The following is a 15,691-nucleotide window of genomic DNA, read 5'->3' as shown; positions in this document are numbered from 1 at the left end:
CGGCGCGGTGCTGAGTCGTTTACACCGGTCGGCCTGCCGCTGCGGCAGCGAACACCCAGGCCCGGCAGGCCGATCCGGTGCCCGCCGGAGGTCGGTCGGTCAGAGCGCCACTCGCCTCCGATGCGGCCCCGGGCCCAGCCGCGCACAACACCGGCCCAGATCCGCCCGACCACCGTCCACGGCCGTCCCCCGTTCATCCGTCCCCCTCGTTGCGGCCGTTCCCGGATCGCCTGCCCTCCTGTGCGGCTCGGCCGTCCGCGGTCGCACTGCGCTCCGCTTGCTCCGCCGCTCGCGTGCGTGTGCGTCCCGCGCCTGGCGTGGACGAACCAGGGCGGCTGTGCTCCGAGTGCACCTGTCGCGGCCTGGTGCTCGCTGGCCTCGACCGTCGGTGGTCGGCGGGGCCTGCCGTGCGCGGAGGGCGGGGACGGGAGGCCGCGGCCGACGCTCGGTCACTTTCAGCTTCGGCTTTGGTTTCGGCGTCGGTTTCGGCTTCGGTTTCGGATTCGGTTTCGGATTCGGGGTGAAGCGGGTCGGCGTCATCGACCGCTGCTGTGCCGTCCACCCGCGCGGGGTCCGTGCGGCCCATGCGTTCCGTGCGCAGGCAGCGGCGGATCGACTCCGGATCCAGACCCTCGTTGCAGGCCTGGTGGAGCAGGCGGGCGAAGAGGTAGTCGGGGTCCGCGCCCAGGGCCATCGCCAGGGCCTCCCGTGCCTCCAGGTCGTCACCGGTCGACCAGGCGACCCAGCCGGCAAGGGTGAGGGGAGCGGCGGCATGTTCGCCGTACGGGCCGACGCAGCGGCGGGCCAGGGCTCGCCACAGGCGCAGGGCCGGTCCGGCCTCGTCGCCTTCCATCCAGGCGGCCGCGCGGTCGCGGGTCGTGCGGTCCTGCAGGCCGAGAATGAGCGTCGCCGCCTCGTCGTGGGAGACGAGGGCGTCGTCGCTGAGGTCCGCCTGGTGGCTGCCGGACACGGGGGCGGCAGCGGCGTAGCGGTGGATGACCCGCTCGGCGAGGGCCAGGGTCTCCTCGGCCACGTCCGCGCGGAGGGCTCCGTCGAGGATGCGGGGCACCAGTGCCATTCCGGCGCTGTCGAGGGCGACCTCCTGCTCCAGCACGGCGCCGGTCTCCCAGGGGAGCAGCCGGGCCCGGAGCTCGCGCAGGCTGCCGCGCACCTGGATCCCGGCGTAGGTGGCGGCGGCCGCGAGCACGGAGGTGCCGGGCAGGCCCATGGGGGCGCCCTCGGGCGGACAGCATTTTTCCGTCGGACAGCAGTACGACCAGAAGCGGCCGTCCGAGACGCACAGTGCCTCGATCACGGGCACGTCGAGCCGACCGCACTCGGTGCGCAGCAGCTGGGCCAGCGGCGTGAGCCGGCGCATCACGTCCCGGCCCGATTCGCCGGGCGCCGGTTCCTGGCAGACGTAGGCGACCATCTGCTCGGGCCGGGCTCCCCGGCGCTCGCCGCCGGTCACCAGGCCCTGTGCGAGCTGGCGTGCGGCCGACTCCCAGTCGTCCTTGCCGGCAGGGATGCCGAGCCGGGCCCGTCCGCCGAAGCGGCCGCGGCCGGCGCGGTCGTGCAGGGCCACCAGCACCATGCTGTCTTCGGGGCGGTACCCCAGTAGATAGGGCAGCGCGTCGGCCAGTTCGGCCGGGGTGCGCAGGGTGACCTGGGTGTCGTGGGCGGATCGCCCGAGAGGGACCGCGCCTCGGGTGATGTCGCCGTTTTCGGAGGGTCCGGTGGTTTCGCCGTGATTCGTCATGCGCAGACGATCTCGCGGATCTTGTGATTCCGGTTGGCCTGTGGATAAGTCAAATCAGGGACACGACAAAGCCATCTCCAGTATCCACAGGCTCGCCCGGCTGTCGGTCCCGTCCTGTTGTATGGGACGCATGGAGCACACGAGCAACGCGGAACTCCGGGCTCGGGCGGACGCCGTCCTCGCCCGTCTCGTCGGGGACGACACGGGCGCCGCCCGGCTGCGCGAGGACCAGTGGCGGGCGATCGAGGCGCTGGTCGCGGACCGGCGTCGGGCCCTGGTCGTCCAGCGCACGGGCTGGGGCAAGTCCGCGGTGTACTTCGTGGCGACCTCGCTGCTGCGAGCCTCGGGCAGCGGCCCGACAGTGATCGTCTCCCCGTTGCTCGCGCTCATGCGCAACCAGGTGGAGGCCGCGGCCCGGGCCGGTATCCACGCCCGCACCATCAACTCCTCCAACACGGAGGAGTGGGAGTCGGTCCAGGCGGAGATCGCGGCCGGCGAGGTCGACGTCCTGCTCGTGTCCCCGGAGCGGCTCAACAACCCGGACTTCCGCGACCAGGTTCTGCCCGAGCTCGCCGCGGCGACCGGACTGCTCGTCGTGGACGAGGCCCACTGCATCTCGGACTGGGGCCACGACTTCCGCCCCGACTACCGGCGGCTGCGCACCATGCTGGCCGACCTGCCGCCGGGTGTGCCGGTGCTGGCGACCACCGCCACGGCCAACGCGCGCGTGACCGCCGACGTGGCCGAACAGCTCGGGACCGGTGCCGCCTCGGACGCTCTGGTACTGCGCGGTCCACTGGACCGGGAGAGCCTCAGCCTGAACGTGCTGCGGCTGCCGGACGCCGCGCACCGAATGGCCTGGCTCGCGGACCATTTGCACGAACTGCCGGGTTCCGGCATCGTCTACACGCTCACCGTGGCCGCCGCCGAGGAGGTCACCGCGTTCCTGCGGCAGCGCGGGCACACCGTGGCGTCGTACACGGGGAAGACGGAGAACGCCGACCGGCAGCAGGCCGAGGACGACCTGCTCGGCAACCGGGTCAAGGCGCTGATCGCCACCTCCGCGCTCGGCATGGGCTTCGACAAGCCCGACCTCGGGTTCGTGGTGCACCTCGGCTCCCCCTCTTCCCCCATCGCCTACTACCAGCAGGTGGGCCGTGCGGGCCGCGGTGTCGAGCACGCCGAGGTGCTGCTGCTGCCGGGCCGGGAGGACGAGGCGATCTGGGACTACTTCGCCTCGCTCGCCTTCCCGGCGGAGGACTTGGTGCGCCGCACCCTGGACGTCCTCTCCCGGGCCGGCGGCCCCATGTCGCTGCCCGCGCTGGAGCCGCTGGTGGAGCTGCGCCGCTCCCGACTGGAGTCCATGCTGAAGGTGCTCGACGTGGACGGCGCGGTCAGGCGGGTCAAGGGCGGGTGGGTCGCGACCGGGCAGCCGTGGGCGTACGACGCGCAGCGGTACGCCTGGGTGGCCCGGCAGCGCCAGGCCGAGCAGCAGGCGATGCGCGAGTACGCGGCCACGCCGGACTGTCGGATGGAGTTCCTGCAGCGCCAGCTGGACGACGAGGGCGCGAAGCCCTGCGGCCGCTGTGACAACTGCGCGCGGCCCCGCTTCACGGCCGACACCTCCGTCGCCGCGCTGGATGCCGCACGGGTCGACCTGGGCCGCGCGGGTGTCGAGGTGGAGCCCCGCCGGATGTGGCCGACCGGCCTGCCGGCGATCGGCATCGATCTCAAGGGGCGCATTCCGGCCGGTGAACAGGCTTCGTCGGGACGGGCCTTGGGACGGCTGTCGGACATCGGCTGGGGCAATCGGCTACGACCGCTGCTCGCCCCCCAGGCCCCCGACGCGGCCGTGCCGGACGATGTCGCCCGTGCCGTGGTGGAGGTGCTGGCCGACTGGGCGAAGGGGCCCGGCGGTTGGGCCCCGGGTGCGGCCGAGGCACAGCCGCGTCCCGTGGGCGTCGTCACCGTCGCCTCGCGCTCCAGGCCCCTGCTGATCCACTCCCTGGGCGCGCGCATCGCGGAGGTCGGCAGACTGCCCCTGCTGGGTTCCGTGGAGTACGCGGGCGAGGCGCCACGGGTCCCGCGCAGCAACAGTGCCCAGCGTCTGAAGGCCCTCGACGGTGGGCTGACCGTGCCGTCGGGCCTCGCCACCGCTCTCGCCGAGATCCAGGGACCGGTCCTGTTGGTGGACGACTTCACCGAGACGGGCTGGACCCTGGCGGTCGCGGCACGCATGCTCCGCAGGTCCGGGGCGCGGGGGGTGTTGCCGCTGGTCCTCGCTGTTCAGGGCTGACCGGACGCCATTGTTCGCATCCGGCGCGGGGCGCGGCGTACGAACGTGCCGCGCTCGAACGTCCCAGGGGTCGCCGGGTGCCTCATCGGGTAGGGATATAAGCCACACACCCTCAGATAACAGTCGGTGGCCCCATTTGCTCGTTGCCGCATCCAAGTTCGACAGGAAGAATTGAGGTCCGCTCCCCGCACGGCTCGTCCGTGATCCGGTTGGGCTTTGCTGCGGTGCGCGCGGCCCCGAATCAGATCTCGCCCGCTGTGTGGGCGCGTAGCCGAAGGGAGGAACGTGACCTTCGGATTCGCTCCGTCCTCGGCGGCCTCGTTGTCGACGTCCGCGTCCGCCGCGTCCGCCAGTCGTCTGCTTGAGCCCGCGGAGTGGGCCGACGCCGGAATACCGCTGCTGCGCAATCCCCGCGAAGTCGTCAGCGGACTACATGCCCGGCATCGCCCCCGTCCGGGCACCGCGGTCGTCGCCGTCCTCGATCCGGAGGAACGGCTGTGCGCCAGTGCCTCCTTCGGCCGGCGCTCGGCCCCGGCCGACGGCTGGATGTTCCGCAACGCGCTCCTGGCCCAGTTGCGCAGGGTCATCCCACACGATCTGCGCCGCCGCACCCCGGTGCGGACCGCCGTACTGCTCTACTGCCGCGACGGGGACGCGCGTTGGACGGAGGAGGACGGTGCCTGGATGTGGGGGCTGCGGGACGCCTGCACACTGCACGGGCTGCGCTGCGGGGCGTACATCACGCTGACGCGCGACGGCTGGCAGGTGCTCGGCGAGGGCCGCGGCGGGCGGCGACCCAACGCCGACTCGCCCCCCGAACCCTTCGCACTGTCGGAGGCCCCACCGATGTCGCCGCGTACGGGAGGCGCCGTCTCCGAGGTACTGCGCCGCGCGGCCGCCCGCTGAACCCCGGCCCCCGCAAGGGGGCGCCCTGGCCGGGCGCGCTCCGCCGGGCACAGCGTCACGGACATCGCGTCACGGCAGGCTCGGCGGCCGCGCTCGGTTCCACGCCGCAGCGGCCCTCCCGCCGCCCCGTGGCCAGTCACCTGACTGATCCGGCCCGGTGCCCGCGCACCGGATCGTCTCGTCTGCCGGACGGCCGCTCCGCGACGGGCAGCGGGCCTCGCCCGTCGCCCGGGCATGCCAAAGGCACCACTGTGCGAGTCACCGCCGCGGCTCCTTCGGTACTTCCGGAGTCCAGAGGCGCCGGAGACAGCTCAGACGCCCGCGCCGAGCACCGAGTTGATGCGCTGCGGGTCGCCGCAGACGATCAGCAGGGCGCCCGCCCGGGAGAGAGCCAGCGGCAGGGCGGTGGCGGCGACGGTGTCGGGGCCGCCGTTGACGGCGACGACGACCACGGAGCGGGTCGCGGCACGGGAAGCGACGGCGGAGTCCGCGTAGAAGACGTCGTCGCCCGCGTCGTGCTGGGCCCAGTAGGAGGCTTCGCCGAAGGACAGCTCGTGATCGGCCCACGGGTGCTGCGCGCCGGTGGTGATCACCAGCACGTCGCCGGGGGCACGACCCGATTCGAGGAGCAGGTCCACTGCTTCTTCGGCCGCGTCGAGAGCGCTCTCGACCGAGGCCGGGATCAGCTGGATCTGCGGGGCCGCCGCTGCCGCGGCGGGGACGGCCGGACCGGACTGGCCTGGCTTGGCCACGTCACGCGGCGTGCGCTGTACCGGCGCCGTGGGCCGCAGAGGGCCGGGACGACCGGGACGCGACGGAGCCGCGGGGCGGGGGCCGGGAACGGGACGAGGGGTCGGCGCGGTACGGCCACTGGCCGGAGTGGCGCGGGGACCCTGGGCACTCTCGTGAATCTGAGGCTCCTCGGGAATGAGAGGCATGAGCTGATATTTATCAAACGTTGGTACAGGTCACGTGAACCGGGTGGCACAACAGTGCGACTGGAACGTCAAAAATCGAAGCCGAGCTGACCCTCGATCTCCGGAACGCTTCCCTCCGCCCAGCTGCGGACCTTCTTGAGGTGCCGCCACTGGGGCAGCGCATCAAGATACGCCCACGACAACCGGTGGTACGGGGTGGGGCCCCGCTCCTCCAGTGCGGCCTTGTGCACGGGCGACGGGTACCCGGCGTTGTCCGCAAATCCGAAGTCTGCATGGTCGATACCCAGTTCGGCCATCATTTTGTCGCGCTGAACTTTGGCGATCACCGAGGCCGCGGCCACGGCGACACACGATCGGTCACCCTTGATGACCGTGCGCACCTGCCACGGGGCACCGAGGTAGTTGTGCTTGCCGTCGAGGATGACCGCGTCGGGACGGACCGGAAGGGTCTCCAGGGCACGGACCGCCGCCAGCCGCAGCGCGGCCGTCATCCCGAGGTCGTCGATCTCCTCCGGCGAGGCGTGCCCCAGGGCATAGGCAGTGACCCACCCTCGCAGCGTTCCGGCGAGTTCCGTGCGCCGCTTGATGGTCAGCAGCTTGGAGTCGGTGAGGCCCTCGGGCGGTCGGCGAAGACCGGTGACCGCGGCGCAGACGGTGACGGGACCGGCCCAGGCACCGCGCCCCACCTCGTCGACACCGGCAATGACCTTGGCTCCGGTCGTGGCGCGAAGGGAGCGCTCGACGGTGTGAGTAGGTGGTTCGTACGGCATGGCGCCCTTAGGGTACGCCGCACCGATCCCCGAGCGACACCCCGGCTTCCCGGACTGCGCCGAAGACCGCCTGAGCCGCCGCTCACGCCCCGCGCGACAGCAGCAGCGGAAGCATGAACCGGTCGATCATCTCTTCGATCTCCTGGTCGCTCCATTCGCTTCCAGAAATCTTGTTGCGGTACATCATCATCGCCGGAATGGCGTCGATGACATAGCCGTTGGCCGCGTCGGCGCGCACCTCCCCCCGCTCGATACCACGGGTGACGATGTCACCGATCAGCCGGATCGTCGGCCCCACGACCCCGTCGAAGATCACGCCATGGAACCGCTCGACCTGCAGGGGATCGCATTCGTGAATCACCGACCGCAGCGCGAAGCCAGGGCGCGAGAACATCGCGTCCCGAGCCTGCCGGCACAGGGCCAGCAGGTCTTCGCGCACACTTCCACGGTCGGGGGCCTCCTCCAGACGCGGCAGACCCGCCTGCAGCGCGTCGGCGACCAGCTCCTCCTTGGAGGGCCAGCGGCGATAGACCGCCGCCTTCCCGGTCTGGGCGCCGGCGGCGACACCTTCCATGGTGAGGCCGTTCCAGCCGACGGTGCTGAGCTGGTCCAAGGCGGCGTCCAGGATCGCGCGTTCGAGGACCGCACCGCGCCGACGAGGGGAGGCCGCCCGAGCGGGAGCGGCAGTCCAGCGCGAGGTAACCATCTGAGTTTCTCCAGCGAGCAAAGGGAGGCGGGAATTCCGGAGCGGGGAACGCGGCGCGCGACGGCAAAGGGGGACGCGGCACACGACGCGCAGTTAAGTGAACGCTTGCGTTCTCTAGCGGGGACTCACTACCGTTGGCGGGGCAGTGAACGCTGGCGTTCACTAACACCTTCGTGGGGGATCCATAGTGACAACCTCTCAACTGATACCGGACCAGAAACCGGGTGCGGCCCGTCGACAGGGACGCCCCGGCATCGCGCTCACCGTGATTGCCGCCTGCCAGCTCATGGTGGTACTCGATGCGACGATTGTGAACATCGCGCTCCCGCACATTCAAGACGCGCTCAAGTTCAGCACCACGGATCTCACATGGGTGGTCAGCGCCTACACCCTCACCTTCGGTGGCCTGCTGCTCCTCGGCGCGAGGGCCGGTGACATCCTCGGCAGGCGCCGGGTGTTCATGACCGGCATCCTCCTGTTCACCTTCGCCTCGCTCCTCGGCGGTCTCGCCCAGGAACCCTGGCAGCTGCTCGCCGCCCGCGCCCTCCAGGGCATGGGGGGCGCGATCGCGTCGCCGACCTCGCTGGCGCTGATCACCACGACGTTCCCCGAAGGTCCTGAGCGGAACCGGGCGTTCGGCGTGTTCGCGGCCGTCTCCGCGGGTGGTGGGGCCATCGGTCTGCTGGCCGGCGGCATGCTCACCGACTGGCTCGACTGGCGCTGGGTGCTCTTCGTCAACGTACCGATCGGACTGCTGATCGTCGCCCTCACCCCGCAGTACATCAACGAGTCCGAGCGGCATCCCGGCCGGTTCGACATCGCGGGTGCACTGGCCTCCACCCTGGGCATGGCTTCCCTGGTGTACGGCTTCATCCGGGCCTCGGAGGACGGCTGGCGGGACGGCCTGACGCTCGGGTCGTTCGCCGCCGCGGTGGTGCTGCTGCTGGGCTTCGTCCTCATCGAGACCCGGGCGAAGGAGCCCATCACCCCGCTGAGGATGTTCGCCGATCGGAACCGCTCCGGCACCTACGTGATCATGCTCAGCCTGGCCGCCGCGATGTTCGGCATGTTCTTCTACATCGTGCTGTTCGTGCAGAACGTGCTGGGCTACAGCCCGATCAGGGCCGGTCTGGCCTTCCTGCCCGTGACGGTGGCCATCGCCGTCGGCGCCGGGCTCTCGCAGCGGTTCCTGCCCGTCCTGGGCCCGAAGCCGTTCATGATGACCGGTTCGGCGCTCGTGGTCGTCGGACTGACCTGGCAGTCGTTCATCAAGCCCGACAGCTCCTACGTCGGCGGAGTGCTCGGACCCATGCTGGTCTTCGGGTTCGGCATGGGCCTGAACTTCGTGACGGCGACCGTCACCGCGGTCTCCGGTGTCGCCCAGCATGAAGCAGGAGCAGCTTCCGGACTGCTCAACGCCATGCAGCAGGTGGGCGGTTCGCTTGGCCTGTCCATCCTGACCACGGTGTTCGGCTCGGCCAGCAAGGACGAGGCGAAGAAGCAGCTGCCGAAGTTCCTTGCCGACGGTTCGCCGGAACAGAAGGCGGAGTTCGCCAAGACCCGTCAGCTGCCCGCGCCTTGGGGACACGAGGTGCTCGCACACGGCATCTCGACCGCGTTCGTCCCTGCCGCCGTCATGGCCGGGCTCGGCCTGCTCACCGCAGTGCTGGTGATCAAGGTCCGCAAGAGCGACCTCGAAGCCCTCGCAGGAACGGCCGGCCCGGGGGTGGGCTGACCCGAGCGAATCCGCGCAGAGCCGCGGATGGCCGGACCTCCGCCAGGGGACAGACGGCAGAGGCAGAGGCCCGGCCATCCGCATCGCGTCCGTCGGCGCCACGATCGCCGACACGGCGCACAGCGCCAGAAGAGCCGACCCCACCCCCACGACCCGCACCTCCCCCGCGACGACGCCTCCCGCCGCCTCCTGGCGCTTGCGCCGAGTGGGACGGGCTGCCGGGAAAACGCCTGACGGTCACGTAGAGTTCCCGCCGGGCACGGAGAGTCTCCTATGTGGACCCCAGGGTTCACCATGGACCGGAGATACCGGGGCCTGGACCGGGCACGGACCGACGCGGCCTGGGCACGGCACGCTTCGAGGGTTCCCGGAAACCGCGCCCGCCACGAGACGTCGGCGCAGGCCTCGTCGCACGCCCCCGGTGCCTCCGATCCCCTCCGCCGCCCCCGAGGCATCGGGGGCGGCGCGGTCTCGCGAGGTTCCGCACGAGCCGGATGTGAAGGGGCGCCGAACGGCGGCGTCGTCGCAGACGGTCCGTGCCCGGCGTCAGCCGTTCACCCGCCGAGGCCGATCCCCGTCCCGGCCGGCACCCATTCCGGCAACGCCTCCGTCCGCTCCGCCCATGGGGCCGGCGGTCCTCCCGCCGTGCCGCCCGCGAGCACGCCGCCCACGATGGCGCAGGTGGTGTCCACATCGCCGCCCACCTGTGCGGTCGCCCAGAACGCCGTCTCGTAGTCACCGAGGGCGCGTGCCGCCGACCAGAGGGCGAAAGGGACGGTGTCATGGGCGGTCGTACGCCGTCCGCAGCCCAGGACGGCCGCGACGGTGCCCGCGTCGTCGTAGTCGAGCATGTCGCGGGCGCGCCGCAGGCCCTGGCCGACCGCGCTCCTGGGGACCAGGGCGACGACCCCGTCCAGGAGTGCCTGGGGGCTCGGCGGACCGCCGGGCGCGGCTGCCAGCGCCGCTGCGGCCGCCACGGCCATGGCGCCGACCACGGCCTCCCGGTGCTGGTGGGTGGGGTAGGCCGAGATCTCGGCCTGATGGGTGGCCTGCTCCGGATCATCCGCGTACCAGGCACCCAGGGGTGCGATCCGCATCGCCGCACCGTTGCCCCAGGATCCCTGTCCGTTGAAGAGCCCGGCGGCGAGCTCGCGCCAGTCGCCGCCCTCCCGGACCAGGCGCAGCAGGCGGTTGACAGCGGGGCCGTAGCCCCGGTCGAAGTCGTGGTGGGCGGCGAAGGAGTGGGCCAGCGCGTCCTGGTCTACGCGGTGGTGGGCGGCCAGGACGGCGACGACGGAGCAGGCCATCTCGGTGTCGTCGGTCCACTGCCAGGGGGCCGGAGGCAGCTCTCGTCGCTTCAGCAGCGGGTAGTTCTCCGGCACGAAGAACTGCGAGCCCAGCGCGTCGCCGACGGCGAGTCCGCGCAGGCTGGAAAGGGCGCGCTCCAGGCGCCCGGGGGTCGGGGAATCAGTGGAGGAGGTCATCGCGGCCAGCCTAACCGCCCATCCAGTAGTGCTCCGGGTCCCGCCAGCGGTCGAAGGGCTGGTTGAGCGTGTACTTGCCGTCGTCCCCGAGAACGAGCATCCGCATCTCGGCGTTCCCGGGGTTGGAGAGCGACTCGAACTCCGCGACCGTCCAGTGGAACCAGCGCATGCAGAACAGCCGCATCGCCAGGCCATGGGTCACCAGAAGCACGTTGGGCGGGTGGTCCGGCGCCTCGAAGCTGCGGAACAGGCTCTCCAGGAAGCCACCGACGCGGTCGTACACGTCGGCCCCGGACTCCCCCTGCGGGAAGCGGAAGAAGAAGTGCCCGTACGCGTCCCGGTACGCCTTCTGCAGCCGCACGTCGTCGCGGTCCTGCCAGTTTCCCCAGTCCTGCTCGCGCAGCCGGGGTTCCTCGCGCACGCGTATGAGATCCGGGTCCAGGTGGAAGGCGCGGAGGGTCTCGTGCGTACGGCGGTAGGGGGAGACGTACACGCTGACGCGCTCCTGGCCGAAGATCTCCCGGATGCGCTTTCCGGTCTCTTCCGCCTGTCGCCAGCCCCGCTCGGTCAGGGCCAGCGCGTGGTCGGGTTCCCGCTCATACACGGAGTCGTCGACATTGCCGGTTGACTCGCCGTGCCGGACAAGGACGATGCGCCGTGGTCGTGCCATGCCAAAACCCTAGATCGAGTGACGGGAAGTCGAGCACCCGGATGGGCTCCATACAGCGCAGGTCACACCAAACGAGGGTTTGATTTTCAAACGATCCAACTCGGTTCGAGCTCCACGATGTCACCCGTGAGGGCCGCGATGTCGGCTTCCGTCTGGGCGCGCAAGGCCAGCCGCTCCACCCGTTCGGTGCGGTACTTGCCGTGCTCGGCGGCCGACCGCCACATCGAAAGAATCATGAACTCGTGCTCCGGAGCCTCCGCGAACATCCCACGGATCATGCCGGGTGAGCCGGCCATCGCCGGGTTCCAGACCTTCTCCTGCATCAGCGTGAAGTGCTCGACGCGCTCCTCGTGCACCCGGCAGAGGGCCACCCGGACCAGGTCGCTGTCCGTGAACCGCGGTTCGAAGCCGGTCTTCACGTCGAACCGGTACTCGAACAGCTTGACCTGCTGGTCCTTGTACGTGCCGGACTGGGACGCGGCCAGGCGGTCGTGCGAGCGCGCCATGAAGGAGTCGTAGAAGGCACGGCTCTCCCAGAAGGCGAAGATGTGCGCCACTCCCGGACGCTGCCGACTCCAGCCCCCGCCCTGTCCCCGAAATCCCGGCTCCCCCAGAAGCCCCGCCCATTTCCGCTGCCCCCGCTCGAAGCCCCGGCGGTCAACCACGGTGCAGCGAATCCACTTGACCAGCACCGCGCCATCGTAAGGCCATGGGGCGTGGCGTCGGTCACGCTCTGGCGGAGATCACCCGCGCATGCGCCCCCGCGCGCGTGGCACGATGGACAAACAGCCTTGGCAAACCATCAGTTGGGGCAGTGACCTCTAGGGGGAAGGGGACGCGTGGTGAGCGGTTTCAGCAAGGCGATCCGCAAGGTCGAGGTCGCGGTGAAGTGGGATCCGAGCCCTTCCGGGCAGCCGCCCACCGATCTCGACGTCCTCGCCGGGACGTTCACGACGGCTGACCCGTACGGGACTCCGGCCTATCTCGTGCACTTCGACAGCCGTTCACCCGACGGCACGATTTTTCTCAACCGGGACAGCCAGGACGGCAAGGGCTTCGGCTGGGACGAGGTGATGACGCTCGAACTGGAGCGGCTCGACAGCCGGTACGCGCGCGTGGTCGTCGGAGTGGTCATCCAGCAGCGGCCCACGCACCGGACGTTCGTGAATGTCCTGAACCCGGCCGTCCGGGTCCGGGAGGGCTACAACGTACTGGCTGAGGACGACTTCGGTTCCGTCCTCGGGGCGACGGCGGCCACCGTCGCGGAGTTCGTGCGCGACGGGTCCGGCGACTGGAGCTTCCGGCCCGGGCTGCACGGCTTCGAGGACGACCCGGTGGTCTTCACCCGGGAGATGGGCGGGCTCGGCCGCCCCTGACGGCGTAGGACCGCCCGGAACAGGCAAACGGTAAGGGGCGCCGGCCATGGCCGGCGCCCCTTACTTCACTCACATCGACTCGTCAGCTGCAGCCGCTGGTCGAGCCGCAGCCCTCGCAGATGTAGCAGGAGCCGGCCCGCTGCATCTTCGTACCGCAGGAGAAGCAGAGCGGGGCGTCGGCCTGGATGCCCAGCTGCATCTCCACCAGCTCGGCGCTGGTGTGCGCCTGCTTCGGGGCGGGCTTGACCACCTCGGCCTTGGGAGCGGCGACGGCCTTCAGCTCCTGGGCACGCGGCGCGGACTGGGCCAGGCCCTCGACGTCGACCTCGTCATCGTCGAGGGACGGCTCGTACGAACCGGTCTCCAGGTGGCGCTGACGCTCCTCGGCGGAGTGGATGCCGAGCGCTGAGCGCGTCTCGAACGGCAGGAAGTCCAGCGCCAGGCGGCGGAAGATGTAGTCGACGATCGACTGCGCCATCCGCACGTCCGGGTCGTCCGTCATGCCGGCCGGCTCGAAGCGCATGTTGGTGAACTTCGAGACGTACGTCTCCAGCGGCACGCCGTACTGGAGGCCGACGGAGACCGCGATGGAGAACGCGTCCATCATGCCCGCGAGGGTCGAGCCCTGCTTGGACATCTTCAGGAAGACCTCGCCGAGGCCGTCGTCCGGGTAGGAGTTGGCCGTCATGTAGCCCTCGGCACCGCCGACGGTGAAGGACGTGGTGATGCCGGGACGACCCTTCGGGAGGCGCTTGCGGACCGGGCGGTACTCGATGACCTTCTCGACCGTCTCGCGGATGGTCGCCTCGGTCTTCCCGGCGATCTCCTCCTTCTCCTTCTCCTTGGTCTTGGCGGAGAGGGGCTGGCCGACCTTGCAGTTGTCGCGGTAGATCGCGAGCGCCTTGACGCCGAGCTTCCAGGCCTCGAAGTAGATCTCCTCGACCTCCTCGACGGTCGCCGTCTCCGGCATGTTGACCGTCTTGGAGATGGCGCCGGAGATCCAGGGCTGGATCGCGGCCATCATGCGGACGTGCCCCATCGGGGAGATGGCGCGCTCGCCCATGGCGCAGTCGAAGACCTCGTAGTGCTCGTGCTTGAGGCCGGGAGCGTCGATCACATTGCCGTTGTCGGCGATGTGGGCGACGATCGCCTCGATCTGCTCCTCCTGGTAGCCCAGGCGGCGCAGGGCCTGCGGGACCGTGCCGTTGACGATCTGCATCGAGCCGCCGCCGACCAGCTTCTTGAACTTGACCAGCGCCAGGTCGGGCTCGACGCCGGTGGTGTCGCAGGACATCGCGAGACCGATGGTGCCGGTGGGGGCGAGGACGGACGCCTGGGAGTTACGGAAACCGTTCTTCTCACCGAGGCGCACCACGTCCTGCCAGGCCTCCGTGGCGGCGGCCCAGACCGGGGTGTCCAGGTCGTCCATGCGGACGGCCACGGTGTTGGCGTCGGCGTGCTGCTGCATGACGCGGTTGTGGGCGTCGGCGTTGCGGGCGTAGCCGTCGTACGGGCCGACGACCGCGGCGAGCTCGGCGGAGCGCTTGTAGGCTGTGCCGGTCATCAGGGAGGTGATGGCACCGGCGAGGGCGCGGCCGCCGTCGGAGTCGTAGGCGTGGCCGGTCGCCATCAGCAGGGCGCCGAGGTTGGCGTAGCCGATGCCGAGCTGGCGGAAGGCGCGGGTGTTCTCGCCGATCTTCTGGGTCGGGAAGTCCGCGAAGCAGATGGAGATGTCCATCGCGGTGATGACCAGCTCGACGACCTTGGTGAAACGGTCGACCTCGAAGGACTGGCTGCCCTTGCCGTCGTCCTTCAGGAACTTCATCAGGTTCAGCGAGGCGAGGTTGCAGGACGTGTTGTCCAGGTGCATGTACTCGCTGCAGGGGTTCGAGCCGTTGATCCGGCCGGACTCCGGGCAGGTGTGCCAGTGGTTGATGGTGTCGTCGTACTGGATGCCCGGGTCGGCACAGGCCCAGGCGGCCTCCGCCATCTTGCGGAACAGGCTCTTGGCCTCGACCTCTTCGATGACCTCGCCGGTCATCCGGGCGCGCAGACCGAACCGGCCACCCTGCTCGACCGACTTCATGAACTCGTCGTTCACGCGGACCGAGTTGTTGGCGTTCTGGTACTGGACGGAGGTGATGTCCTCGCCGCCCAGGTCCATGTCGAAGCCCGCGTCACGGAGGGCGCGGATCTTCTCCTCTTCCTTGACCTTGGTCTCGATGAAGTCCTCGATGTCGGGGTGGTCTACGTCGAGGATGACCATCTTGGCGGCGCGGCGGGTGGCACCGCCCGACTTGATGGTGCCGGCGGAGGCGTCGGCGCCGCGCATGAAGGAGACCGGGCCGGAGGCGTTGCCGCCGGAGGAGAGCAGTTCCTTGGAGGAGCGGATCCGGGAGAGGTTCAGACCGGCGCCGGAGCCGCCCTTGAAGATCATGCCCTCTTCCTTGTACCAGTCGAGGATCGACTCCATGGAGTCGTCGACGGACAGGATGAAGCAGGCGGAGACCTGCTGGGGCTGCGGGGTGCCCACGTTGAACCACACGGGGCTGTTGAAGCTGAAGATCTGGTGCAGGAGGGCGTACGCCAGCTCGTGCTCGAAGATCTCGGCGTCGGCGGGCGAGGCGAAGTACTTGTGGTCCTCACCGGCCTTCCGGTACGTCTTCACGATGCGGTCGATCAGCTGCCTGAGGCTGGTCTCGCGCTGCGGGGTGCCCACGGCACCGCGGAAGTACTTGCTGGTGACGATGTTGACCGCGTTCACCGACCAGAAGTCGGGGAACTCGACGCCACGCTGCTCGAAGTTGACCGAGCCGTCGCGCCAGTTGGTCATGACGACGTCACGGCGCTCCCAGCTCACCTCGTCGTACGGATGCACGCCGGGGGTGGTGTGGACGCGCTCGATACGCAGTCCCTTGCCGGCCTTGGTGGCCTTCGCGCGGGAACTCCGTGCCGGACCGCTCGCCGTCTCTGTCATGCCGCCTCCCTGTACGGGCTAAAACGCCCTGAAATGCCACGATGTTCCCGTGACACACTGTTCTGTTTTCGCGT

12 protein-coding genes are annotated in these 15,691 nt (G+C 70.1%); 4 read left to right on the top strand and 8 right to left on the bottom strand.

Annotation, left to right across the window (positions count from 1 at the left end):
* Nucleotides 1-193: 193 nt before the first annotated feature.
* Complete coding sequence (locus OHB00_RS36835) at nt 194-1,759, bottom strand: DUF4192 family protein (protein WP_406441365.1); 1,566 nt, start codon at nt 1,757-1,759, stop codon at nt 194-196.
* Nucleotides 1,760-1,889: 130 nt separating this feature from the next.
* Here OHB00_RS36835 and OHB00_RS36830 point away from each other — a divergent pair, with 130 nt between their 5' ends.
* Both OHB00_RS36830 and OHB00_RS36825 read left to right on the top strand, forming a co-directional pair.
* On the top strand, nt 1,890-4,055 hold the full coding sequence (locus OHB00_RS36830) for a RecQ family ATP-dependent DNA helicase (protein WP_406441363.1): 2,166 nt from the start codon (nt 1,890-1,892) through the stop codon (nt 4,053-4,055).
* A gap of 285 nt (nt 4,056-4,340) precedes the next feature.
* Entirely contained in the window at nt 4,341-4,961 is a 621-nt protein-coding gene (locus tag OHB00_RS36825; RefSeq protein ID WP_406441361.1) for a hypothetical protein, read from the top strand.
* Nucleotides 4,962-5,272: 311 nt separating this feature from the next.
* On the opposite strand, the gene OHB00_RS36820 is transcribed toward OHB00_RS36825, so the two are convergent.
* The 3 genes from OHB00_RS36820 to OHB00_RS36810 form a co-directional block, all read right to left on the bottom strand.
* Nucleotides 5,273-5,899, bottom strand: coding sequence for a hypothetical protein (locus OHB00_RS36820; RefSeq protein ID WP_406441359.1), 627 nt, complete (start codon nt 5,897-5,899; stop codon nt 5,273-5,275).
* Between the two features lie 68 nt (nt 5,900-5,967).
* Nucleotides 5,968-6,669: a ribonuclease HII gene (locus OHB00_RS36815; RefSeq protein WP_406441357.1), complete on the bottom strand. Its 702-nt coding sequence runs from the start codon at nt 6,667-6,669 to the stop codon at nt 5,968-5,970.
* An 82-nt stretch (nt 6,670-6,751) separates the two neighbouring features.
* Nucleotides 6,752-7,375 carry a TetR/AcrR family transcriptional regulator gene (locus OHB00_RS36810; RefSeq protein ID WP_406441354.1) on the bottom strand — a complete coding sequence of 208 codons (624 nt, stop codon included), beginning with the start codon at nt 7,373-7,375 and terminating at the stop codon, nt 6,752-6,754.
* Between the two features lie 187 nt (nt 7,376-7,562).
* On the opposite strand from OHB00_RS36810, the gene OHB00_RS36805 reads away from it, so the two are divergent.
* Nucleotides 7,563-9,110, top strand: a complete 1,548-nt coding sequence (locus OHB00_RS36805; RefSeq protein WP_406441353.1) for an MFS transporter — start codon at nt 7,563-7,565, stop codon at nt 9,108-9,110.
* Between the two features lie 554 nt (nt 9,111-9,664).
* On the opposite strand, the gene OHB00_RS36800 is transcribed toward OHB00_RS36805, so the two are convergent.
* The 3 genes from OHB00_RS36800 to OHB00_RS36790 form a co-directional block, all read right to left on the bottom strand.
* The gene (locus OHB00_RS36800; protein WP_406441351.1) at nt 9,665-10,594 is read right to left on the bottom strand and encodes an ADP-ribosylglycohydrolase family protein; all 930 of its coding nucleotides are present in this window, start codon (nt 10,592-10,594) and stop codon (nt 9,665-9,667) included.
* A gap of 10 nt (nt 10,595-10,604) precedes the next feature.
* Nucleotides 10,605-11,264: a histidine phosphatase family protein gene (locus tag OHB00_RS36795; RefSeq protein ID WP_406441349.1), complete on the bottom strand. Its 660-nt coding sequence runs from the start codon at nt 11,262-11,264 to the stop codon at nt 10,605-10,607.
* Between the two features lie 86 nt (nt 11,265-11,350).
* Nucleotides 11,351-11,956: a YdbC family protein gene (locus OHB00_RS36790; RefSeq protein WP_406441347.1), complete on the bottom strand. Its 606-nt coding sequence runs from the start codon at nt 11,954-11,956 to the stop codon at nt 11,351-11,353.
* A gap of 150 nt (nt 11,957-12,106) precedes the next feature.
* On the opposite strand from OHB00_RS36790, the gene OHB00_RS36785 reads away from it, so the two are divergent.
* Nucleotides 12,107-12,640, top strand: a complete 534-nt coding sequence (locus tag OHB00_RS36785) for a TerD family protein (RefSeq protein WP_406441346.1) — start codon at nt 12,107-12,109, stop codon at nt 12,638-12,640.
* Nucleotides 12,641-12,722: 82 nt separating this feature from the next.
* Here OHB00_RS36785 and OHB00_RS36780 read toward each other — a convergent pair whose 3' ends face one another.
* Nucleotides 12,723-15,617 (bottom strand): vitamin B12-dependent ribonucleotide reductase, encoded by a 2,895-nt coding sequence (locus OHB00_RS36780; protein WP_406441344.1) that lies wholly within the window; start codon nt 15,615-15,617, stop codon nt 12,723-12,725.
* Nucleotides 15,618-15,691: the final 74 nt, after the last annotated feature.

Origin of the sequence: Streptomyces sp. NBC_00631 (assembly GCF_045206895.1) — a bacterium.
Lineage (GTDB): Bacteria > Actinomycetota > Actinomycetes > Streptomycetales > Streptomycetaceae > Streptomyces.
Note: the sequence above shows the minus strand (reverse complement) of the source record. Positions and strands in the feature narration are given on the sequence as shown.